Here is a 22028-nt window from a genome sequence, read left to right as displayed (position 1 = left end):
CGGTTCTCTCAAGGGCGCGCGCGCCGGGCTGGTGCCGGGGCGGGCGACGGTGCCGGCTCCGGCTGGGACGGATGTGCTGCCGCGCTGCGGGGGAGCAGCAGGGGGGTCGCCAGCAGGAGCACGCCGGCCAGGCCGATCGCCGTACGCGGGCCGAGCAGGCTGCCCAGCACGCCCCACACAGCCGTGAGCAGCGCGGTCGAGGCCTTGGTCGTCACCGCCCAGGCGGACAGCGTGCGGGCGACCCGGTCGGTCGCGGTGCGCTCGAGGCGGTAGGTGGCGTACACGGGGTTGAAGACCCCGCAGCAGAAGATGAGCCCGAGTTCGACACCCACCACCAGCAGCAGTCCGCCGGTGCCCGGCCCCACGAAGGCCAGGCCGACGGGCCAGAGCGCACGCAGGGCCCCGGTCACGGCCAGGACCTGCTGCTGCCCCGACCGGGTGACGAGCGGCCGGGCCAGCCGTGAACCGAGCAGCCCGCCGATCGAGGGCGCCGCGAAGGCGAGGCCGTACTGCCACGGTGTGAACCCGAGCCTGCCGAGCATCAGGACGGCCAGCAGCGGCTGGGTGGCCATCAGCAGGCCGTTGAACAAGGCGGTGTTGAAGAACAGCGGACGCAGCGTCGCGTCCGCGAGGATGTACCGCCAGCCGTCGAGCAGGTCCCCGGCCCGCATGCGGGTGGCCGCCGGGCTCTCGGGCAGCGGCTCGTGCCCGCCCGTCGCGCGGATGCCCACGGCCGAGAGCAGGTAGCTGACGGCGTCGGCCACCACCGTCGCCACCGGACCGAGGAGCCCGATCACCGCCCCGCCCAGCGGCGGTCCGACGATCGTGGTCGTCCAGGCCGTGGATTCCAAGCGGGCGTTGGCGACGAGCAGGTCCTCGGCCGGCAGCAGCGTCTTCAGGTACGCGCCGGAGGCGGCGCGGAAGGTGATGTCGGCCGCCGCGACGACGACCGAGACCACCAGGAGCTGAAGGAAGGTGAGCACGCCGAGCGTGAACGCGGCGGGGATGGTCAGCAGCGCCGCGAACCGCACCAGGTCCATCGCGATGAGCACCGGCCGCTTCCGGCGGAACTCCACCCACGGGCCGAGCGGCACCGCCACGGCCGCACCCACCGCGGCCGCAACGGAGGAGAGCGCGGCGACCTGGGCCGGGCCGGCGTGCAGCACCCGGATGGCGATCAGCGGGAACGCGCCGAAGGCGAGCCACGTGCCGAGCGCGCTGGTCCCGTACGCTCCCCAGAGCCACCCGAACCGCCGCCCCAGCCGATGTCCCGTCCGGTGCCCGCTTCTCATGCCCGACGCCCCTCGCCCCTCACCCGCACAACCGTTCAGCGACCGGAAGCATCAAAGCGAGCGCCGTACCCCGGGATCAAACAACTACAGGACCGTCGTCCACAACCGGTGGTTGTGGTTCTAGGGTGTCAGCATGGACCTCGACACCGTCCGGACCTTCGTGGCCGTCGCCGACGCGGGGCAGTTCCAGGAGGCCGCCGGCGAGCTTGCGGTCACCCAGCAGGCCGTCTCCAAGCGCATCGCCGCGCTGGAGCGCAACCTCGGAGTACGGCTGTTCACCCGGACCCCGCGCGGCGCCGAGCTCACCATCGACGGGCAGGCGTTCCTGCCCCACGCACGCGAGCTGCTGCGCGTCGCCGAGCGCGCGGCCGGGTCCGTGCGCGCCGGCCGCCGTCCGCTGCGCGTCGACGTGATCGCGTCACGCGTCGCCGCGTCGGGCCTGATGCGGGGCTTCCACCGCGCGCACCCCGACATCGACCTCGACGTGGTGATGCTGTTCGACATCGAGACGGCCGTCGCCGCCATCCGCACCGGCACGATCGACGCCTCCTTCCGCGCCGTCGCCGTGCCCGGCCGGCCCCTCCCCGAGGACATCGAATCCGTCCGGGTGCTCGACGAGCCGCTCCAGCTCCTCACCGGCCCCGCCCACACGCTGGCGGGCGCCGGGTCGGTGACCGTCGCCCAGCTCGCGGGGCACCGCATCTGGATGCCCGGCATCGTCCCCGGTACCGAATGGGCGGCCTACTACGACGACCTCGTCGCCGAGTTCGGCCTCACCATCGAGGCGACCGGCCCCAACTTCGGCTCCGACGCGCTCCTCGACACCGTCGCCGACACCCCGGCCCTGGCCACCTTCATGGGCGAGCACACCCGCCTCGTCTGGCCCGCCGGCCACGGCCTGCGCCGCATCCCGGTGACCGACCCGACACCCGTCTACCCGCACTCGCTCCTCTGGCACCGCGACAACCCCCACCCGGCCCTGGCCACCCTCCGCGCCCACCTCGCCACCACGGCGTCCCACCACGACGCCACCGGAACCTGGACCCCGAGCTGGGTGCTCCCACGCTGACCGCGCCTCGCTGTCGTACGGCCTGTCGACTAGGGAACGGGCACCGCGATGAACCGCCCCACTCTTGACGTGAACCTGATTAGCGCTCTACGTTCCCGGGGAGCGCGCGCCCCGCTCCGGCATCTCCAACCGCTCCGCCGTGCGCAGAACCCACCATCTCCTCCGTCCCGACATCGAGTTCGCGCATCGGTAGACAACGTTGTCAGAGGCGCCGCACGGTCCTGTCCCGCACGCTGTCCGCCGGTCTCCGGGACCAGGTGGACACGAGCACAAGGAGCCTGACGGACATGAGACTCACCCCCCGCCCACCTGCGGCCCTGGCCACCGGGCTGCTGGCGGCGACCGCTCTCGCGGCGACAGCCCTCGTCGCGCCCGCGGCTGCGGCGGCTCCCGCCTCCGCGACCCTGGTGACCGCCCCCGCCACTCTCGTCAACCCCTTCATCGGGACGTCGAACGAGGCCAACGACTTCCCCGGTGCCGACGTCCCGTTCGGCATGGTGCAGTGGAGCCCGGACACCCCATCGCGGCCCCCGGGCGGCGGTTACGAGTACAACGACAAGTCGATCACCGGCTTCAGCCTCACCCACATCGCGGGGCCCGGCTGCGGCGCCGCCGGGGACGTTCCGGTGCTCCCGACCGTCGGCGCGGTCAGCACCTCGGCGACCGACAGCTTCTCGCACGCCAACGAGAGCGCAACCGCCGGCTCCTACAAGGTGTCGCTGGACAACCAGGTCACCACCGAGCTGACCGCCACCGAACGCAGCGGCATGGCGCGCTTCACGTTCCCCGCGACCACGCAGGCCAATCTCGTCTTCAAGCTCACCGGCAGCCAGAACGGCGCCAGCAACACCCAGTTCACCGTCGTCTCACCCACCGAGGTCAGCGGGCAGGTCACCAGCGGCCGCTTCTGCGGGGCGGGAAACACCTACACCGTCTACTTCGACATGGTCTTCGACCAGCCGTTCAAGACCAGCGGCACTCGCACCGCCAGGTCCACGCTCCGCCGGCCAACCGTCCACGGTGCCGGTCCGCACGCCCCGGAAAGGCCCAACAAGCCGGTGCTGCACGGCAAGCCGGCCCCCGCCCCCGGCCGTCCCGGAGCCGCGGCGCAGACCCCCAAGGCCGCCGCTCAGAACGGCTACGTGACGTTCGACGCGACCGCCCACCCGACCGTGCAGGCGAAGGTCGGCATCAGCTACGTCTCCGTCGCCAACGCCACCGCCAACCGCACCGCGGAGAACGCGGGCTGGGACTTCGACGCCATCCGCGGTGCCGCCCAGAACGCGTGGAACGCCGAACTGGGCAGGGTCCAGATCGGTGGCGGGACCGCGATTCACCAGCAGATGTTCTACACGGCGCTGTACCACTCCCTGCTCCACCCCAACATCGTCAGCGACACCGACGGGCAGTACACGGGGTTCGACGGCCGGACGCACACCGTCGACTCCGGCCATCAGGCCGTCTACGGCAACTATTCCGGATGGGACATCTACCGGTCCCAGGCGCAACTCGAAGCTCTCGTCGACCCGGAAGCGGCCTCCGACACAGCGCAGTCGATGCTCGACGACTACCGCCAGACCGGCATCTTCCCCAAATGGTCGGAGTACAACGGCGAGTCCTACGTGATGGTCGGTGACCCCGCAGCCGCCATCATCGCCGACTACTACGCGTTCGGCGCCCGCCGGTTCGACACCATCGAGACGCTCAAGGGACTGGTCGCCCAGGCATCGCGGACCAACAACGACCGGCCCGGCCTGAACTACCTGAACACTCCCGGATGGATGCCGCACGACGGCAGTTACGGATGCTGCAACTTCTACGGGCCGGCCGCCACCACCTTGGAGTACAACACCGCCGACTTCGCCCTCTCCGCTCTGGCCGGCGCCCTCGGTGACAGCGCCGATCAGAAGACGTACGCCGCCCGGGCACAGAACTGGCGCAACGTCCTCAATCCCGCTTCCGGCTTCGTCGAGCCGCGCAATGCCAACGGATCGTGGACCGGTGGATTCGATCCCACCAGTGGCACGGACATGGTCGAAGGCGACTCATGGATCTACACGGGCATGATCCCGTTCAACATCGCCGGACTCGCCCGGGCCAAGGGCGGCAACACCGCCACGAACCACTATCTCGACACCGTGCTGCGCAGCTTCACCGGCGACAAGGGGTACGCCTGGGTGGGCAACGAGCCCAGCATCGAACTGCCGTGGGAGTACGACTACACCGGAGCGCCGTACAAGACACAGGGCGCCGTCCGCGCGATCCAGAACCAGATCTGGTCCGACACCCCGAGTGGACTCGCCGACGGCAACGACGACCTCGGGGCGATGAGCGCCTGGTACGTGTGGTCCGCGCTCGGCATGTTCCCGCAGACCCCGGGCACGGCCGACCTGGCTCTCGGCTCCCCGGTCTTCCCGCAAGCCGTCGTGACCCTGCCCTCCGGCAAGACGCTGACCGTCAACGGGAACGGTGCCGCCGATGACGCGCCGTACGTCCAGTCCGTGTCCTGGAACGCGGACGCCTGGAACAACGCCTACGCCCCCACCGCGGCCCTCACCTCGGGCGGCATCCTCACCTACACGCTCGGCACCGCCCCGAACACCGGCTGGGCCTCCGGCAGCGCCGCCGCGCCGCCCTCGTACGCCGGCGGCGTCGCGGCCCCGCCGGCACCCCGCGTCGGCCCGGTCGCTTCCGGCGTCGCAGGCAGCAGCGGGAAGCTCTGCCTCGACGTCGCCGACTCGGGTACCGGGGACGGCACGCACATCCAGACCTGGGGATGCAACCAGACCTACGCCCAGGACGTGACGGTCGCCGCGGACAACACTCTCCGCGTGCTCGGCAAGTGCGTGGACGTCAGCAACAGCGGCACCGCCGACGGCACACCGGTCCAGCTCTATCGCTGCAACGGCACCGGCGCACAGCAGTGGAAGCAGGGCACCAGCGGTTCCTTCGTGAACCCCGGTTCCGGAAAGTGCTTGGACGTCCCCAACTCCTCCACCGCCACCGGCACTCAACTGCAGATCTACACGTGCAACGGCACGGGTGCCCAGGACTGGACACTGCCGGCCGCCGCGGCGGCTGCCGGAAGCCGGGCCGCACCGGCCGCGCAGGCACCAGCAGTGCGGCACTGACCACCGACCTGCGGGTCCGTCCGGTACACCCACCGGGCGGACCCGCCGTCTGTGCGGGGCGTCGCGGGCACGCTCTCGCCACGGCTCAGGAAGCGGAAGCTCCCGCGCATCACCGGCTTGACGCGCACCGGGCCGCCCCAGAGGACTCCGCCTCGACTGACCGCCCCCGCCCGCTACCACGCGCGCGACAGGGCCTGACGGGTGGACCCGGGTAAGGCGCCTTTCCGCAGGTGGCTGGAAGAAGCCCCGCTCCTTCGGCGAGTAGCTCACCAGCAGATTCTTCGTCTGCTGGTGGTACACGTCCCCACCCTCCTTTGACCTGTCACTACGGGTGGAGTCACCCGATGGCGATCCGAATCGGTCCGCACCTGGTCCGGATCTTGGTAGGTGGTGCCGGCGGGGAGCCGCGGTAGCGCCTTGGGGGGTCCGCCTACCGTCCTCGTTGCCGGCCCAGGTCGACGTGGTCGTCGGTGGGAAGGGGGGCGCCATCTGCGGCAGGGCAAGAAGTCGGTCGGCGCGTACGGGCAGCTGCCCCAGTGCTGTGTGACGCCGACTGTCTCGCCACTCGTATGGCGCTGAGGTTCCGAACGAACGTCGCGGAGGTTCAAGTACGAGCCGTGCCGGTATTCCTAAGATTCGACGGCAGAAGGGAAACCCGGGCTGCTCCTGGACGGGTACACACCAAGGACAAGAACCTCGTGAGACAAGAGAAGTTCAGCCGCGTGGCGGTCATCGCAGGTACCGGCGTCGACATGGACATCCCCAACGGGTTGATCGGCAATGGCCGAACCGGGCGTGCCCAGGGCCGCCGGATCAAGGTGGTCGTCTGCCACCGGGCCACCTCGGTGTCCGTCAGCACCAGCAGCGCGCGCGGCCTGCATCCGGACAGCCTGCTCCACTGGAGCCCGCTCGCTGTTGATCAGCCGGTGCCACGCCTTCCGCGCGCCGGAGCCCGGAGGCGGCCGAGCGAGGGCACAGGGCCGACCTGAAGAGAACCATCCCAACTTTCGGCCCCTTTAGTACATGCAAGCAATCAGCTCTTTGATCTTCGAGGAGCTATTGCCCTGAAACCCGGTGGCCGGACAGTGCCGCCGTGGGAAGCGGAGACATGATAGGCCAGAGTCCTTATGACTATGTCGTGGTGGGAGCGGGGACAGCGGGGTGCGTGATTGCCTCCCGGCTTTCGGAACGCCCCGGTGTGCGGGTGCTGTTGCTGGAGGCGGGAGCCCGAGACGCGACCGAGGCGATGGCATCTCCATGGGGGTTCCTGGGCTTCGACCCGTCATCCCTCTGGCTGGGCGCCTCAACCGTGCAGGCCGGTACAGGCAGGGCCGCTGACGTGCTGCGCGGTAAGGCGCTCGGCGGATCGTCGAGCGTCAACGGCCTCTACCACCTGCGGGGGCACCGCTCCGGGTACGACGCATGGCCCGGACTCGGTGCTCCGGGCTGGGGTTTCGACGATCTGCTGCCCTATTTCCGCCGCAGCGAGAGCACTCGCGGTCGTGATGCCTCCGTACGGGGCACAGACGGACTGGTCGTGGCCGCCCCGGTCCCGGAACCCCATCCCCTGGCCACGGCAGGCGTCGACGCCGCGGTGCAGGCTGGGTTCACACGCGCCGATGACATCGGCGGGGGGCTGGAGACCGGGTTCGGGTGGAGTGACATGAATCTGCCCGGCGGCGCCCGCCAGAGCGCGGCCGACGCCTACATCCGTCCGTTCCTCGACCGGCCGAACCTGGACGTCGTCACGGACGCGACCGTGCAGCGGCTGCGCACCACCGAGGGCCGCTGCACCGGCGTCGACTACACCATGGGTGGCGAGCACCTGTCCGTCGAGAGCGCCGAGGTGGTACTGACCGCGGGAGCCATCGGTTCCGCACACCTCCTGATGCTGTCAGGGATCGGCCCGGCACGACACCTTGACGAACACGGCGTCGATGTCGTCGCCGATCTGCCGGGAGTGGGCTCCCATCTGCAGGACCATCCGATGGCGGCCGTGGTGTACGAGGCCCTCCAGCCCGTACCGTTCGTTCCTGCCAACCCTCCGGCCGAAATGATGGGCCTGCTGTACAGCGACCCCGTCGCGGCCCGGCCGGACCTTCAGGTCTACATCGTCGCCGCACCGCTCCCGTCGGCATGGGGCCAGCCGCCGGCCAACGGCTACTCCATCGCCTTCTCCGCGATGGCTCCGCACAGCAGCGGCACCGTGCGCCTGGCGGACGCCGATCCCGCCAGCGCTCCCGTCGTCGACCCCGGCTACCTGAGCGACGACCGTGACCTGGAGGTCATGCGCAAGGGCCTGGCCCTGGCCCGCCGCATCGGTGAGGCAGACGCGTTCGCCGACTGGCGCAAGCAGGAAGCGGTGCCGGGCTCCGGAACGAGCGGCGAATCCGTGGACGAGTTCATCCGCAAGGCCACCGGCCCCTACTTCCACTTCACCGGCACCTGCCGCATGGGAACCGACGCCGATGGCGTCGTCGACCCTGCGAACCTTCGCGTACATGGGGTGGCCGGACTGCGAGTCGCCGATGCCTCGGTGATGCCGTCCATCCCCTCGGCCAACACCAACGCGACCGTCTACGCCATCGCCGAACGGGCCGCCGAACTGCTCGACTGAGCCTCCTCGGCGCCCACGGCCCTTCCTCAACGCGTTCATCCTCCCCCGGACGTGCGCCGAATGCGGCCCAGACTCCGGCTCACCGCGGTGGCGGTGACATGCAGACGCGCGGCCGCACCGGCCAGGCTTCCCTCCTCCGGCAGTGCGTCGAGCGCGGCGAGAAGGTTCAAATCCAATTGCATGTGAGTAACCCTTGCCGTTCTTGACATGCATTTGAAGTTAATGGTGGGGCTCTATACCTTCGAGACGAAAGCGCAAGAAGCAACGCGCAGTTCGGCCCCCGACCCGGCCTCATCCCCCCTCCTCAAACAGGAGCACCATCATGTCCGAAACACCTCAGACCACTGCCGGCGCGACCTCCGACGCCGACCTGCTCGAGCAGACCGCGATCGCCGTGCGCGAGGCCGGGTCGGCGCTGCGCGAGCGCTTCGGCAAGGTGGTCCGCTACCAGACCCGCGAGGAGCTGATGAGCGCGCTCGCCGTCAACGACGACACGGCCCTCGACATCCTGCGTCCCCGCCTCTCGAGCCTGCGCCCGGACGCCGGCTGGGTGGAGGACGAGCTGGACGGCGGGGCGCTGCCGTCCGGCGAGTGGTGGGTCGTGGATCCGGCCGAAGGCAACGTCAACCACCTGCACGGCCTGCCGGAGTGGGCGGTGACCGCCACCCTCGTGCGTGACAACCAGCCCGTGCTCACCGCGGTCCACCTGCCGTTGACCGGCGAGACCTACACCGCGCTCACCGGCGCCGGCGCCCACCTCGACGGCCGGCCGCTGCGCGTCTCCCCGACCGCGGAGCTGGGCCTGAGCATCGTGGCCACCAGCCAGGCCCGGCCCGACGAGGACAAAGACGTCGTGCGGCGCGTCGGCTCCTCGATCACCGCGATGCTCTTCGACGCGCTCGTCGTCCGCGCCGCCGTACCCGCGACCCTGCACCTGCTGAACGTGGCCGCCGGCCGGATCGACGCCTTCTGGCAGTTCGCCGGTGCCCGCGCCGACCTGCTCCCCGGAGCGCTGCTCGTCACCGAGGCCGGCGGACGGATCTCCGACACCGCGGGCCGCCCCTGGACCCCGCAGAGCGCCAGCTTCCTGGCCGCCGCGCCCGGCGTCCACGCCGAAGCCGTCGCCACCCTTTCACGCTGACCGCGCACTACAACCTGCACCCACGGAAGGACCAGATCATCATGACCACGATCGCAGTTCTCGGAAACGGCCGCGTCGGCGGCAACCTGGCCACAGCCCTCACTCGGGCGGGGCATGAGGTGACCGTCGCGGACCGCGCGCCGGGCGCGGCCGCCGACGCCGCCCGGACGGCCCGGATCGTCATCAACGCCACCCCGGGCGCCGGCTCCCTGGACCGACTCGTCGCCCTGCGCGAGGAACTGCGCGACAAGATCCTCGTCGACGTCTCCAACGCCACCACCGACGGACCGGACGGACTGCCCGCCGACCTCATCTACCCCGGCTCGAGCCTCGCCGAACAACTCCAGGAAGCCCTCCCCGAAACGCACGTCGTCAAGACACTCAACACCATGCTCTTCCCGGTGATGACCGCGCCGGCCACGCTCACCCAGGCGCCCGACGCCTTCCTCTCCGGCGAAGACCCGCAGGCCAAGCAGACCGTCCGCGAACTGCTCATCGACCTCGGCTGGCGCAAGGAGTGGATCACCGACCTCGGCGGCATCCAGACCGCCCGCGCCACGGAGGCCGCGATACTGTTCGTCCCGCACGTCATCCGGTCCACCGGATTCACCCCCTTCGCGGTCTCGATCGCCCGCTGACCGTCGAGTCGCGCCGGCTGCAGGTGACCGGAGCCGGCGCCGGCATGGATGGGTTCCCGGTGGGACACGATCGAGGCAGGCATTGTCCGACTTGGTCGCGGAGTTGACGTTGACATGAGGTCGTCGTGCAGGAACTCATCTGAAATCAGAGCGCCTGGCGTCCAGGTCGACGTCCGGGTGCGGCAGGTTGATCTTGACCGCGACGGCTCGGCAAGCACGATCGGCATGGCTCGCTGGCTGGAAGACGCCCGGATTCGGCTGCGGCTGCACCGTTTCGAACGCCACATCGGTAAGGGCGGGTTCGGCCGGTTCCAGATACTGCTCGTCGGCCGACGGGTCAGCCGGCTCGCTCCGGCTGGACCGGCCGGTTCCCGCGTTCGGGTGCACACCGGCGTTCGCCAGGCCGGGCGCTCCTCCTTCACCTTCGAACAGGTGATCATGGTCGGCGGCACGCGTGTGGGTAGTGAGATCGCCCTTTCGGTCCGTTCCCTCGACACCGGGTCCGTGCACTACGAACTCGGTGTCTTCCGAGGCAGCACCTGCCTGGGCGTGGTCGGCGACGTCCACACGGCAGGCTGCCCGCCAGCCACGTCCCGCTACCTTGGGCGGAAACTCCGACCGAGGCGGCGAAGAAGCCCCCGGTCGTCGAGACGAAGACCGCTGCCAGCAGCTCGTGGGTATCGGCGGCGAAAAGGTCGATAGCCGCGAGGGACGTAGCTCCTGGGTAGGGCTGGGCGTTCGCCTGTGTCGGGCCGAAGGCATCCTCGTTCCAATGGTGTCACCCCGCGTGCTCCGGTCCGCCCGCCCAGGCCCTGACAGCCGATCTCTACGGCGGGGCCCTCAACAAGGAGCCTGACCAGCCCCAACTGGCGGGCATGGGTGATGCCGGCGCGGCCTCCGGGCTTGGTCGGACTGCCGAACAGCACCCGGCCGCCCCTGGCTGTGAGCAGCGTTGCCTTGACGGCGTTCCGCCTTTCTTTGTCGGAGATGAACTTGTCTCGGTCCTTGCGTCCGACGGCCGGTCTCCGGACCTGGATCTCGGCACCGTCGGTAATCCAGGTCTGCCCGCTGGCATCGAGGCCAGCCTTCGTTGTCGGCGGCCCGCGTGTGATGCAGGTCGTCGAGCCTCCAGTCGATGCCCAGGCCGCGCACAGCGCCGCACTGCCTTGCTTGGGACACGAGTAGGCGGCATCCGCTGAACTGCGGTCGTACCTCCGGTCACACGCTTTCGGCCGGCCCGTGGCCCGGCGAGTGCCGGTCCGGCGAGAGCGAGGCTGCTCCGGTCGAGCGGGCGTACTCGGTGGGAGTCTGTCCGTAGTGCTTCTTGAAGGCTCGGGTGAAGTGACTGCCGTCCGCGAACTGCCAGTGCGCGGCGAGTTCCGAGATGCTCAGGCGACCTGACGGTGAGGTAAGGGCGAGCCGCGCCTCGTGCAGTCGCCGGTGGCGGATGTAGGTGGTCACCTGCTCGCCCACCGCGGCGAATGCCCGGTGCAACGTACGGACGGAGACGTTGAGTTCACGCGCAAGCATCGCCGGGGAAAGCTCGGGATCAGCGAGCCGACGGTCCGCGAGGTCCTTGGCCGCCTGGGCGAGCGCGGGAGCCAGACGGGGTTCTACGTCGTCGAACCGGCCCTTCGCCACCGCCTTGGCCAGCTCGATCAGGGTGCCGTGGGCAGCTGCCACACCAGCCGGGCCCAGGTCGGCCACGGTTTTGTGGATCATGTTGGTAAGGGCCGTCAGCAAGCGCATCTCGGCCGAGTCCGCCGGCCCTGTGATGGCCCGGTTCCCGACCAGGGGTTTGAGCTCGCCGGGTGGCAGGACAAGGAACTTCGCCGTGAGGTGCGCCGTCGTCTCGAAGGCCGTCAGGCGCCCGAGGTGCCGGACGAGGAACCGCCCGGCCGACACGGCCTGGTCGCCATAACCGGGCGGGCCGCCCAATGTCCATGTGCCGCGCCGCACTACGTACATGGCAACCAGATCCTGATCGCCGCCCTGAACGTCCGCAGTCCGGGTTGCCGACGCGGCGTGAAGGTCGGCGATCGCCGCGCCGTGCACCTTGGTCACATTGCCCTTGACCCGGAAGTCACCGATCGTGTCCGGGCTGAAGGCCGGAAGTTGGAAGACGTCGTCGCCGATCTGCGTCTCCCACCCGCGCCGGAACACGTCCAGTCCCCGCGGTGCGGCGCCCGGGGCGGTCGAGTCCACTGCGAACACCCCACGCGCGCCGTCGACCTCCGCTCCAGTACTGTGCATCCCTCTCCGATCTCGTACTCATTGCTTCAACGCCATCCTGTTGTGATCACGTTCCGCAGGACGTCGCCATGGCTCATGTGGGCACTGTGCCAATCTTCCTACAGACGGCCCGCATGGCAGCGGTCGAGAGGCAGCGCTGATGCTTCTGGTTCGGCTGGATGAGCTGATCGCCTGAGTACGCGAGGCGGTGGTCGGTTCGCCCAGTCCGGCAACGCGAGACGCGACCCCTGATGGGCCTGTGCCTGGTGGGCGATGAGCATCAACCCAGGCTCGCCTCGCGGTCACGGAAGCGGCCCGTCGGCGCTGGTGCGAAACACCGGATGGCGTTCGTCGACCGGCTCCTGGCCAAGCTTGTCCATCTCCGACGTGGGACAGAGCACGGGGTTCTTGCCTGCTGGTTCGGCGTGGACTGCTCGACCATCATCCACGCGATCAGCGAGGTGCGGCCTCTGCTCACCGAGCGAGGCTGCACTGTCAGCACTGCGGACCTTGGCTGACGCAATCGACCATTCGGGACGGATTAGGTTGGCTGCGTACGGGGAGCCCTTTTGCTCGCTAGTCGGGCCCCGGGATGGCCTGCATCCCCCCGCCGGGGCGGGGGGCGCGTCGGGCGGTTGGCGGCGTACCTATCCGGCCGCCGGCTCTGCCTGTCATACCCGAGCCGCCGGCAACGTACGGGTCAGGAAGTCCCGGATGTAGCCGACCGCGCTGTCCAGGTGACTCTCCAGCAGGAAGTGGCCGCCTCCGGGCACCAGATGGATCTCGGCGTCCGGCAGGTCCCGCGCGAAGGCACGCGCGCCGTCAGGGCCGAAGATGAGGTCCTCGGCTCCCCACACCGCAAGGAGCGGGACGCGGCTTTCCCGGAAGTACGCGTGCACCTGCGGGTAGAGGGGCGGGTTGGTGGCGTAGTCGCGGAAGAGGGCGAGCTGTACGAGGTCATTGCCGGGGCGGCTGATGTCGCGGTGGTCGGCCGTCCAGGTGTCGGGGTCGACCAGTTCGGGGCGACCCACCCCGTGGAGGTACTGCCAGCGGATGGCGTCCAGGTCGAGGGCGGTGCGGACCGCCGGCTCCGTCCCGGGCCCTGGGTCCTTCGCGTAGGCCCACACGGGCGCCCAGAACTCAGGGACGAAGCCATCCTCGTAGGCGTTGCCGTTCTGGCTGATCACCGCGGTGATGGCCTCCGGGTCGCGCAGCGCGAGCCGCCACCCGATGGGTGCGCCGTAGTCCTGTACGTACATGGCGTAGCTGGTGACACCGAGTCCGGCCAGGAGTGCCTCCGTGATGTCTGTGAGTGCGTCGAACGTGTACGGGAACGTGTCGGCGGGAGGGGTGTCGGAGTGGCCGAAGCCGAGGTGGTCGGGGGCGATCACGCGGAACCGGTCGGCGAGCTCCGGGATAAAGCGGCGGAACATGCGCGAGCTGGTGGGGAATCCGTGCAGGAGCACCAGAGCCGGCGCGTCGCGGGGTCCCGCCTCCCGGTAGAAGATTCGGTGTCCGTGCACGGTGGCGCACTGATGGCGGATCTCAGTCATGGCTAACCTTCTACGGTCTTGGAGATGGTTACTTGTGCCCTCAGTGGACCGGATGCGAGGTAACCTGTCAAATCGATTGATGGGGTTAGGCAGGGAGGTGGGCGGACATGATCGACGAAGGAGCGCTGCTCGAGGCGCTGAACAGCACCCCCGTGGTGGACGGCCGGTCGCAGGATCTGTGGGCCGATGACGCCGGGCTGCGGCGGTGGGCTCAGGAGCATGGCGGCCCCGGTGACGCAACGGCGATCGACTGGCTGCGGACGGCGAGGGACGTGCTTCAGGCCGCCACACGCGGCCCGGTGCCCGAGGCGGAGCTGCAGCGGATACTCGCTGGCGTCTGCCGGCTCCCCGAGGCCGGCGAGTCGGGCCTGCGGTGGCGTCTCCAAGTGCCACCCGAGCGGACACTCGCGGTGGAACTGGTGCTTGTCTGGTACGGCGTCCGGGAACGCAGGCCCGGTCGGCTGCGCCCCTGCGGCAACGACGAGTGCCGCCTCTTCCTCCTCGACCGCAGCCGTGCCAACACCGCCCGCTGGTGCTCGATGAAAACCTGCGGTAATCGCCTGAAGGCCCGCCGCCACCAGGAGCGCGCCCGTCAGGCTTCGACGCCCTGACGGGCGCATCATCAGCTCCAGGTGTGCGCTCGTGCTCCTCGGGATGCTTCCGGTGCTTCGATTTCGCCGACGTGGCCGGGAACTGAACGGCACCCGCGTCCGACTCGTAAGAAGGAGGCAGGTCGACCGGGTAACAGCTCCCCGGGCGGTGATGCGTATGCATGGGATGGGCCGGGGGATAGACCCTTTGGGCGCGTGGCAGCATCAGGTGCCGTGAGTGTGTCCCTGGCGGTGCGGAGCGTGCGTGCGGCGGTGTTCGCCGTGCTGTGCGTGCTGCTCGCTGCCGGAGGACATGCCGTGGCCACGGGGATGGTGCCGTCGGTGTGGGTGCAGGCCGCCGGCTTCGTGCCGGTCTTCGCGGTCGGCTGTCTGCTGGGTGGCCGTGAGCGGTCGCTGGTCGCCATCGGCACCGGGACGCTGGCCGCCCAGGTCGGGTTGCACCTTGTCTTCGACGTCGCCGAGCCCCATCACGTCGCGATGGTCATGCACGGCATGCGGATGGTCCGTGCGGCCCATTCGCCGACACCGCACGCCACCGCCGCGCATGCCGGAGCGGCCCTGCTGCTGACCTGGTGGCTGCGGCGCGGCGAGGCGGCACTGTGGGCACTGCTGCGGTGGGCGGTCGTGTTCGTGCCGGGGCTTGCCGCCTGGTGGCAGGTCGCCGGTGGGGCGTGGCGGGCGCCGGCCGGGCCAGGGCTTGTGCGTCGGGCTGCCGGCGAGCCGTGGATGTTGCGGCAGGTACGGCTGCGGTACGCCGTTCACCGGCGGGGGCCGCCGACGGGGATGTCGTACGCGCTGTCGTGCGCGATCTGACCCCCGACATCCCTTCTTTCGTACGGAGATCCCGAACCATGTCCAGGACCCGCACCACCCTGCGCCGTGCCGGCGCCGTCACCGCCCTCACCGCCGCCGGGCTCCTCGCTGCCGCGGGCGTCGCCTCCGCGCACGTCACCGTCCACCCCGACAGCTACGCCAAGGGCGCAACCGACGGCTTGCTGACCTTCCGCGTTCCGAACGAGGAGGACAACGCCTCCACCACCAAGGTCCAGGTCTTCCTGCCCACCGACCACCCCGTCCTCGGCGTGCTGGTCCACCCGCAGGACGGCTGGACCGCCAAGGTCACCACCACCAAGCTCAAGACGCCCGTCAAGAGCGACGACGGCACCATCACCGACGCCGCATCCGAGATCACCTTCACCGGCGGCAAGATCGCGCCGGGCCAGTACGAGGACTTCGACGTCGCCTTCGGTCAGCTGCCCGATGACACCGACCAGCTGGCCTTCAAGACCCTGCAGACGTACTCCGACGGCAAGACCGTCCGCTGGATCGAGGAGGCACAGGGCGGCCAGGAGCCGGAGGACCCGGCGCCCGTGCTCAAGCTCACCGCCAAGGGCGCAGAGGACGGTGGTGGTGCTTCGACCGCCTCGGCGGCGGCTTCGAAGGGCTCCGAGAGCGTCAAGTCGACGGCCTCGGCCAGCGATTCGACGGCCCGCGGTCTCGGCATCGCCGGGCTGGTCGTCGGCGTGCTGGGCCTGGTAGCGGCGGGCTTTGCCGTCGTGCGCGGCCGTTCCGCCGGGTCCCAGGCGGAGTAGCGCAACCTGCCCTGCCGACGGTAGCCGTCGGCAGGGCATCGTTCCGTTGCCGCGACCCCCGGCACAGTCGTCCCTCACGTGACGCGGACCACATGTTGCTCCGGAACTCGCCCCCCGGCGGCTCCGACTCCTGATGCAGTACGGCGCGATCCGGCCGACGCCGTACGACGTGATCTGGAGACGCCTTTTATGGATGAGTCCCGGCAATCCTCTTCCTCCGGCGCGGGTGCGGTGCCGCGGAAGCTGGTTCCTCCGCCCGCCCTGTGCGGATTCCTTCTCCTGCTGGCGCTGGTGTTCACGGTGTCGTACGCCGTCGGTGCCGCCGCAGGACCCGTCGCGCCCGGCATGCACGGCACAGGCACGAGCCGGGGGGACGGTGGCCCCGGCGGGGGCGGCGGCACGGACGACATGGGGGACATGCACGGGGGTGGCCACTGATGGGCGGGGAACCAGTGGCCGTGGACCTGGTGACGACCGACCTGACCGTCGGTGGCATGACCTGCGCGGCCTGTGTGAGGCGCGTCGAGAAGAAGCTCGGCAAGCTGGACGGGGTCACGGCGACCGTCAATCTGGCCACTGGACGGGCGCGTGTGAACCACCCACCCGGGATCAACCCCGAGGAACTCGTCGCCGTCGTCGAGAAGGCCGGCTACACGGCTGCCCTTCCCGAAACACCCGAACAGCCCGAGACGCGCGAGGTCACGGACGCGGGCGAGTCCGAGGATGCTCGCAAGGAGCGGGACCGGCTGCTGATCACCGCGCTGCTCGCCGTGCCCGTGCTCGTCCTGTCGATGGTGCCCGCCCTGCAGTTCCGTAACTGGCAGTGGCTGTGCCTCGTGCTGGCCGCGCCGGTCGCCGTCTGGAGCGCGTCGCCCTTCCATGTGCGTGCGGCGCGCGGGCTTCGGCATGCGGCGGCGACCATGGACACCCTGGTGTCGCTGGGTGTGGTGGCGTCCTTCTCCTGGTCCGCCTACGCGCTCTTCCTCGGCGGCGCCGGGGAGCCCGGCATGCGGATGCCGTTCACTCTGGTGCCCTCGGCTTCGGACGGCGCGGCGCACCTCTATCTCGAAGCGGCCGTCGGCGTACCGCTGTTCGTCCTGGCGGGGCGCTTCCTGGAGGCGCGGGCCCGGCGCGGGACCGGGGCCGCGCTCAGATCACTGGCCCAACTCGCCGCCAAAGAGGTGACGATCTGCGAAGGCGACGAGGAACGGCTCGTTCCTATCGAGCGGTTGGGGGCGGGACAGGTCTTCGTCGTGCGGCCAGGGGAGCGCGTGGCCACCGACGGGCAGGTCGTGGAGGGCAGTTCGGACGTCGATCTGTCCCTGGTCACCGGGGAGAGCGAGCCGGTCCAGGTCGGGCCGGGTTCTGAGGTGGTCGGCGGCGCCGTCAACGCCGGCGGGCTGCTGCTGGTGAAGGCCACGGCCGTCGGCGCCGACACCCAGCTCGCCCGGATCACCCGGCTGGTGACCGAGGCCCAGGCCGGAAAGGCACGGGCGCAGCGGCTGGCCGACACGGTGGCCGGGGTGTTCGTCCCTGTGGTGCTGACGCTGGCCGTCACCTGCCTCGGCTTCTGGCTCGGTGCCGGGGCCGACCCACAGGCCGCCGTCACCGCGTGCGTAGCTGTGCTGGTCGTGGCCTGCCCGTGCGCGCTCGGCCTGGCCACGCCGACCGCGCTGATGGCCGCGACCGGCCGCGGTGCCCAACTGGGCGTCCTGGTCAGCGGACCCCAGGCTCTGGAGGGGCTCCAGCACATCGACACGGTCGTCCTGGACAAGACCGGCACGCTCACCTCCGGCCACATGGCCGTCACCCGGGTCACGGCTGTACCGGCCGGGCTCGGCAGGGAGGTGGAGCTGCGACTGGCCGGTGCCGTCGAGCACGGCTCGGAGCATCCCCTGGGCCGGGCGATCGCTTCCCACGCCCGGCGGGAACTGCCCGAGGGGCCGCTGCCGGACGTGCGTGAGTTCGCCGCCGCGCCGGGGCGGGGCGTGCGCGGCCTGGTCGAGGGTCGGCTGGTGGAAGTCCTCGCCCCCGACGGCGAATTGCCCACAGCCCTGGCAGACGCGCTGTCAGTGGCCGAGGCCGCCGCCCGCACGCCCGTCCTCGTCCGGGTGGACGGCGTGGCCGAGGCCCTGATCGAGGTCGGGGACGTGGTGCGGCCCGGCAGCTACCGGGCCGTGGACCGGCTGCGGCGCCTCGGCGTACGGCCGGTGCTCGCCACCGGTGACCGTGAGGCACCGGCGCAGGCCGTGGCCGCGGCTCTGGGCATCGACGAGGTGCACGCCCGCTGCACTCCCGAGGCCAAGGCCGACCTCGTACGGGACCTGCAGGAGAGGGGCTACCGCGTCGCGGTCATCGGTGACGGAGTGAACGACGCCGCGGCCCTGGCCGGAGCAGACTTGGGCATCGCCATGGGCAGCGGCACGGACGTGGCCATCGGGGCCGCCGACGTGACGTTGGTACGCGGGGACATCGAGGCGTTGCCGGACGCGGTCCGGCTGGCCCGGCGCACGCTGGGCACGATCCGGGCCAACCTCGTCTGGGCCTTCGGCTACAACGTCGTGACCGTCCCGCTCGCCATGGTCGGCCTGCTCGATCCGATGCTCGCCGCGGCGGCGATGTCGGTGAGTTCGCTGCTGGTCGTGGGCAACAGCCTGCGGCTGCGCGCCTGGCAGCCCGCGCCCGGCCCCACCCGGAGGCGTACCCGATGACCGAGCAGCATCTCTGGCGACCCACTCGCCGCCGAATGGCCGACACCCTCCTCGCTGCGCTCTCTCCCGTGGCCGCGTGCAGCCTCGCCCTGGGCGGGCTCACGACCTGGGTCGGGGCCGGGAAGGCGGGCAGCCCGGCCCGGATCACCGTCTCGAACGGGCGGGTCCTCCTGCCGTACGGGGACAGCACGGACACCGCGGCGCTCTTTGACATCGCCAACGTCGGTGGCGCGGACGACCGCCTGGTGAACGTGACGTCCACCGTCACGCACGGCCGGATCACCCTCAGCGGGCACCGCATGCTGGGCGGCTGGGCCGCCTACAAGGCGGACGTGACCGCGGCCGCTGTCCCTGCGGGCGGCGTGCTGTCCATGTCGCCGAGCGGAGTGGACGCGACGCTGCGGGCGGGGGCCGGCTGGCGGGCGGGTGACCTCGTGCCGTTCACGCTGCACTTCGCGCGCAGCGCACCGGTCGAGACGATCGCGGTCGTGATCCGGCCGAGCGACAGCGGTCCATGATCCTCCTGAGTGCGGAGAAGTCCTCTCCTGGACGTCGGGGCAGAGTGCCGTCGAGTTCCAGCAGGTTGCCGTGGTCTGGATCACATCCTGCGGATTGAGTACGGTCCCCCGTGGATGTCCGTACCCACGCATGACGACCGAAGCCCGGATGCGAGGATGAGGCGCCATGACAGCAGGGTGGTGTGCTCGCGCGATACGGGCCGCGGTGTTCGCGGCCATGTGCGTGCTGCTTGCTGCCCTGGGCCACGTCCTGATGTCGGGCAGCGACGTGCCGGCGTGGGCGCTGGCGGCAGGCGGTGCCGTGACCGGGTTCGTGGGCTGGTGTCTGGCGGGGCGTGAGCGCGGGCTGCCGTTGATCGTGACGGTCATGGTCGCCGCCCAGGCGGCGCTGCACGAGGCGTTCGCCTACGCCCAGTCGACGTCCGGCACGTCCGACGGCTCCGCCTCCATGGACATGAGCGGCATGGGCTCCATGGACAGCTCCACGGACATGGACTCGATGCCGATGGGCTCCATGGACATGGGCGCCATGCCTATGCACCACACGGGAATGAGCCCCATGGACCACATGGGGCACTCCATGAACGGTGGTTCGTCGTCGTTCGGCATGCTCGCCGCGCACCTGCTCGCCGCGGTGCTGTGCGGCCTGTGGCTGGCGTACGGCGAGAAGGCCGCCTTCCGGATCCTTCGGGCAACGGCCGGATGGCTGGCGGCGCCGCTGCGGCTGCTGCTCGCCCTGCCCGCCACCCCCGACCGCCCACGCGCCCGCCTGCGGCGCCGCCGCTCGGACCGGGCGCCGCGTCTCCTCCTCCTCGTCCACGCGATCACTTCTCGGGGGCCGCCCGTGGGAACGGCTGTCGGCTGAAGACAGCTGGTTTCCCGAGGCCGCCCGGCTACCCGTGTGCGCCCCGGGCCACAGCCGTACGACCGCACAGGCGTTGTAGCGCCACAGCCACGTCGTAGGGCCGTCTCCCGCACTTTCACCGGACCGCGCACTTCGGCGCGCCCAGGTCCGGAACACGGTTGACCCGAGAAGGACACCACGTGAATACCTCTGCCCTGCCCACCTCGCGCACCCGGAGCGACATCCCGGCGGCGCTCGACGAATCGATCACCGCATGGGCGCTGGCCGCCCGCGGCGGTGACGCGCAGGCGGTCGAGCAGTTCGTGCGCGCCCTGCACCGCGACGTCCAGCGCTACGTCGCCCATCTGTGCGGCGATCCGCAGGCCGTTGACGATCTCGCCCAGGACACGTTCCTGCGGGCGCTCGGCAGCCTGCACCGCTTCGAAGGGCGTTCCTCGGCCCGGGCCTGGCTGCTGTCCATCGCCCGCCGAGCGGTGATCGACAGCTATCGGCACGCTGCCGCCCGTCCCCGGTTGTCGGACGTACCGGACTGGCAGCTGGCCGCCGAACTGGCCCAGCCGTGCGACCTGCCCGGCTTCGACGACGGCATCGCCCTGCTGGATCTGCTGGCGTCGCTGCCCGACGACCGTCGGGAGGCGTTCACCCTCACGCAGCTGCTCGGCCTGCCGTATGCGGAGGCCGCCGAGGTGAGCGACTGCCCGATCGGCACGGTCCGCTCCCGCGTGGCCCGGGCCCGCGCGACGCTCATGGACCTGCTGGAGGATGCGGACCAGCCTGCCGCGCTGGCGGCCTGACGCTCAGGGAGGGTGCCGGTGCCGGCTGGAAGAACGGCACCGGCACCCTCGTCGCTGGAGCACCGGGAGCGGTTCGCCTGAGCCGGATCGCCGACTGGCCGGGAACTCAGGGCGCTTTCACTCCGACTACTGGAGCGGGTGGCGAAGGCTCGCCCGTGTACCGAGTGGATCCGGGAGTTGTTCGATGCGTTCTCGTGTGTGGGGCGGTACCGCGGCCGTCATGCTTGGCGGGCTGCTGGTGGCGGGCTGCGGCGGCGGGGGGAAGGACACGGCGAACGGGAACGCGGGGCAGGCTGGGAAGGCGGTTTCCGGCGGCTACCCGGTGTCCGTCACGGACTGCACGGGCGCCAGGACCACCTTCTCCAGCGCCCCGAAGAGAATCGTCACCAGCAACGCCTCCAGCCTGGAGCTGCTGCTCCGCCTCGGCGCCGGCGACCAGGTGATCGGCACCGGCTTCCCGCCCGGCAAGGGCACGTTGCCCGGCACGCTCGACGCACAGGCGCAGAACGTCAAGGTGCTCGGCCAGGCCGTGATCCCGAAGGAGAAGCTTCTCGGCTCCGGCGCCGACCTGTACATCGACACCTTCGCCTCCATGGGGGGCATGGGCGGCTCAGGGATGGGGGACGCGCCGACGGCGGAGGAGTTCCAGGCGGCAGGGATCAAGCACATCTACCTGAAGTCCACCGCGTGCGCGGCGCAGAGCAGGACCCCGGTGACCGATCTGTCCGCTGTCGAGGCCGACATCACCTCCCTCGGCGCGGTCACCGGCACGAGTGCGCAGGCGCGGAAACTCGTCGCCGGGATGAAGGGGAAGGTGGGCGCCGTCCGGAAGGCGGTCGGCGGTACGGCGGAGAGCAAGCGGCCGACGTACTTCTTCTTCGACTACGACGCCGGTACGAAGCAGCCCAGCGTCACCTGCAACCGCCAGGTCGCCAACGCCGTGATCACCCTGGCCGGAGCCCGCAACGTCTTCGCCGACTGCGACGGCGACTACAAGCAGGTCGGCTGGGAGGACGTCATCGCCAGGAACCCGGACTGGATCCAGCTCGGGGTGCGTGACAGGGGCGGCGAGGCGGCGAACCAGAAGGCGTTCGACGAGGCCGAGCAGTGGCTGAAGTCGAACCCCGCCACCAAGGGGCTGAAGGCGGTCAAGGAGGGCCACTTCCTGCGCATCGGCTCCGAGCAGACCACCATCGCCGGAGTCGAGAACGCCGACACGGTCGAGGCCATCGCCAAGACCCTCTACCCGGGCAAGGTCGCCTGA

Annotated in this window: 20 protein-coding genes and 1 pseudogene; 16 read left to right on the top strand and 5 right to left on the bottom strand. The window is 70.5% G+C overall.

Annotation, left to right across the window (positions count from 1 at the left end):
• Nucleotides 1-8: 8 nt before the first annotated feature.
• Nucleotides 9-1292, bottom strand: a complete 1284-nt coding sequence (locus ACGFT1_RS03495) for an MFS transporter (RefSeq protein ID WP_373907335.1) — start codon at nt 1290-1292, stop codon at nt 9-11.
• A gap of 133 nt (nt 1293-1425) precedes the next feature.
• On the opposite strand from ACGFT1_RS03495, the gene ACGFT1_RS03490 reads away from it, so the two are divergent.
• The 4 genes from ACGFT1_RS03490 to ACGFT1_RS03475 all read left to right on the top strand — a co-directional run bounded on the left by ACGFT1_RS03490 (nt 1426) and on the right by ACGFT1_RS03475 (nt 8109).
• Complete coding sequence (locus ACGFT1_RS03490) at nt 1426-2361, top strand: LysR family transcriptional regulator (RefSeq protein ID WP_373907334.1); 936 nt, start codon at nt 1426-1428, stop codon at nt 2359-2361.
• Nucleotides 2362-2648: 287 nt separating this feature from the next.
• Nucleotides 2649-5492, top strand: a complete 2844-nt coding sequence (locus ACGFT1_RS03485) for a lectin (protein ID WP_373907333.1) — start codon at nt 2649-2651, stop codon at nt 5490-5492.
• 722 nt (nt 5493-6214) lie between these two features.
• Complete coding sequence (locus ACGFT1_RS03480) at nt 6215-6481, top strand: hypothetical protein (protein WP_373907332.1); 267 nt, start codon at nt 6215-6217, stop codon at nt 6479-6481.
• Nucleotides 6482-6600: 119 nt separating this feature from the next.
• The gene (locus ACGFT1_RS03475; RefSeq protein ID WP_373907331.1) at nt 6601-8109 is read left to right on the top strand and encodes a GMC family oxidoreductase; all 1509 of its coding nucleotides are present in this window, start codon (nt 6601-6603) and stop codon (nt 8107-8109) included.
• A 44-nt stretch (nt 8110-8153) separates the two neighbouring features.
• Here ACGFT1_RS03475 and ACGFT1_RS03470 read toward each other — a convergent pair.
• A pseudogene (locus ACGFT1_RS03470) lies at nt 8154-8291 on the bottom strand (LysR family transcriptional regulator); the annotation flags it as partial.
• A 140-nt stretch (nt 8292-8431) separates the two neighbouring features.
• Here ACGFT1_RS03470 and ACGFT1_RS03465 point away from each other — a divergent pair.
• On the top strand, nt 8432-9250 hold the full coding sequence (locus tag ACGFT1_RS03465) for an inositol monophosphatase (protein WP_373907330.1): 819 nt from the start codon (nt 8432-8434) through the stop codon (nt 9248-9250).
• 41 nt (nt 9251-9291) lie between these two features.
• Nucleotides 9292-9888: an NADPH-dependent F420 reductase gene (locus tag ACGFT1_RS03460; protein ID WP_373907329.1), complete on the top strand. Its 597-nt coding sequence runs from the start codon at nt 9292-9294 to the stop codon at nt 9886-9888.
• A 135-nt stretch (nt 9889-10023) separates the two neighbouring features.
• Here ACGFT1_RS03460 and ACGFT1_RS03455 read toward each other — a convergent pair whose 3' ends face one another.
• Both ACGFT1_RS03455 and ACGFT1_RS03450 read right to left on the bottom strand, forming a co-directional pair.
• Nucleotides 10024-10455, bottom strand: coding sequence for a hypothetical protein (locus ACGFT1_RS03455; RefSeq protein ID WP_373907328.1), 432 nt, complete (start codon nt 10453-10455; stop codon nt 10024-10026).
• A 651-nt stretch (nt 10456-11106) separates the two neighbouring features.
• Nucleotides 11107-12093 carry a helix-turn-helix domain-containing protein gene (locus tag ACGFT1_RS03450; RefSeq protein WP_373907327.1) on the bottom strand — a complete coding sequence of 329 codons (987 nt, stop codon included), beginning with the start codon at nt 12091-12093 and terminating at the stop codon, nt 11107-11109.
• A gap of 278 nt (nt 12094-12371) precedes the next feature.
• Between ACGFT1_RS03450 and ACGFT1_RS03445 the strand changes: the two genes are divergently transcribed.
• Nucleotides 12372-12638, top strand: coding sequence for a transposase family protein (locus tag ACGFT1_RS03445; protein ID WP_373907326.1), 267 nt, complete (start codon nt 12372-12374; stop codon nt 12636-12638).
• A 153-nt stretch (nt 12639-12791) separates the two neighbouring features.
• On the opposite strand, the gene ACGFT1_RS03440 is transcribed toward ACGFT1_RS03445, so the two are convergent.
• Nucleotides 12792-13673 carry an alpha/beta fold hydrolase gene (locus ACGFT1_RS03440; RefSeq protein ID WP_373907325.1) on the bottom strand — a complete coding sequence of 294 codons (882 nt, stop codon included), beginning with the start codon at nt 13671-13673 and terminating at the stop codon, nt 12792-12794.
• Between the two features lie 107 nt (nt 13674-13780).
• Between ACGFT1_RS03440 and ACGFT1_RS03435 the strand changes: the two genes are divergently transcribed.
• The 9 genes from ACGFT1_RS03435 (at nt 13781) to ACGFT1_RS03395 (ending at nt 22028) form a co-directional block, all read left to right on the top strand.
• A complete protein-coding gene (locus tag ACGFT1_RS03435) occupies nt 13781-14284 on the top strand; it encodes a CGNR zinc finger domain-containing protein (protein WP_373907324.1) in 504 nt (167 codons plus the stop codon).
• A 213-nt stretch (nt 14285-14497) separates the two neighbouring features.
• A complete protein-coding gene (locus ACGFT1_RS03430; protein ID WP_373907323.1) occupies nt 14498-15097 on the top strand; it encodes a hypothetical protein in 600 nt (199 codons plus the stop codon).
• 38 nt (nt 15098-15135) lie between these two features.
• Entirely contained in the window at nt 15136-15876 is a 741-nt protein-coding gene (locus ACGFT1_RS03425) for a YcnI family protein (protein ID WP_373907322.1), read from the top strand.
• A 189-nt stretch (nt 15877-16065) separates the two neighbouring features.
• On the top strand, nt 16066-16314 hold the full coding sequence (locus tag ACGFT1_RS03420) for a hypothetical protein (RefSeq protein WP_373907321.1): 249 nt from the start codon (nt 16066-16068) through the stop codon (nt 16312-16314).
• Nucleotides 16314-18587: a heavy metal translocating P-type ATPase gene (locus ACGFT1_RS03415; protein ID WP_373907320.1), complete on the top strand. Its 2274-nt coding sequence runs from the start codon at nt 16314-16316 to the stop codon at nt 18585-18587. The genes ACGFT1_RS03420 and ACGFT1_RS03415 overlap by 1 nt, the downstream gene beginning before the upstream one ends.
• A 35-nt stretch (nt 18588-18622) precedes the next feature.
• A complete protein-coding gene (locus ACGFT1_RS03410) occupies nt 18623-19105 on the top strand; it encodes a copper chaperone PCu(A)C (protein ID WP_373907319.1) in 483 nt (160 codons plus the stop codon).
• A gap of 166 nt (nt 19106-19271) precedes the next feature.
• On the top strand, nt 19272-19970 hold the full coding sequence (locus tag ACGFT1_RS03405) for a hypothetical protein (RefSeq protein WP_373907318.1): 699 nt from the start codon (nt 19272-19274) through the stop codon (nt 19968-19970).
• Nucleotides 19971-20149: 179 nt separating this feature from the next.
• Nucleotides 20150-20764: a sigma-70 family RNA polymerase sigma factor gene (locus ACGFT1_RS03400; RefSeq protein WP_373907317.1), complete on the top strand. Its 615-nt coding sequence runs from the start codon at nt 20150-20152 to the stop codon at nt 20762-20764.
• A gap of 184 nt (nt 20765-20948) precedes the next feature.
• The gene (locus tag ACGFT1_RS03395; RefSeq protein WP_373907316.1) at nt 20949-22028 is read left to right on the top strand and encodes an ABC transporter substrate-binding protein; all 1080 of its coding nucleotides are present in this window, start codon (nt 20949-20951) and stop codon (nt 22026-22028) included.

The organism is Streptomyces sp. Y20 (assembly GCF_043195475.1).
In the GTDB taxonomy this organism is placed as follows: Bacteria; Actinomycetota; Actinomycetes; order Streptomycetales; family Streptomycetaceae; genus Streptomyces.
Note: the sequence above shows the minus strand (reverse complement) of the source record. Positions and strands in the feature narration are given on the sequence as shown.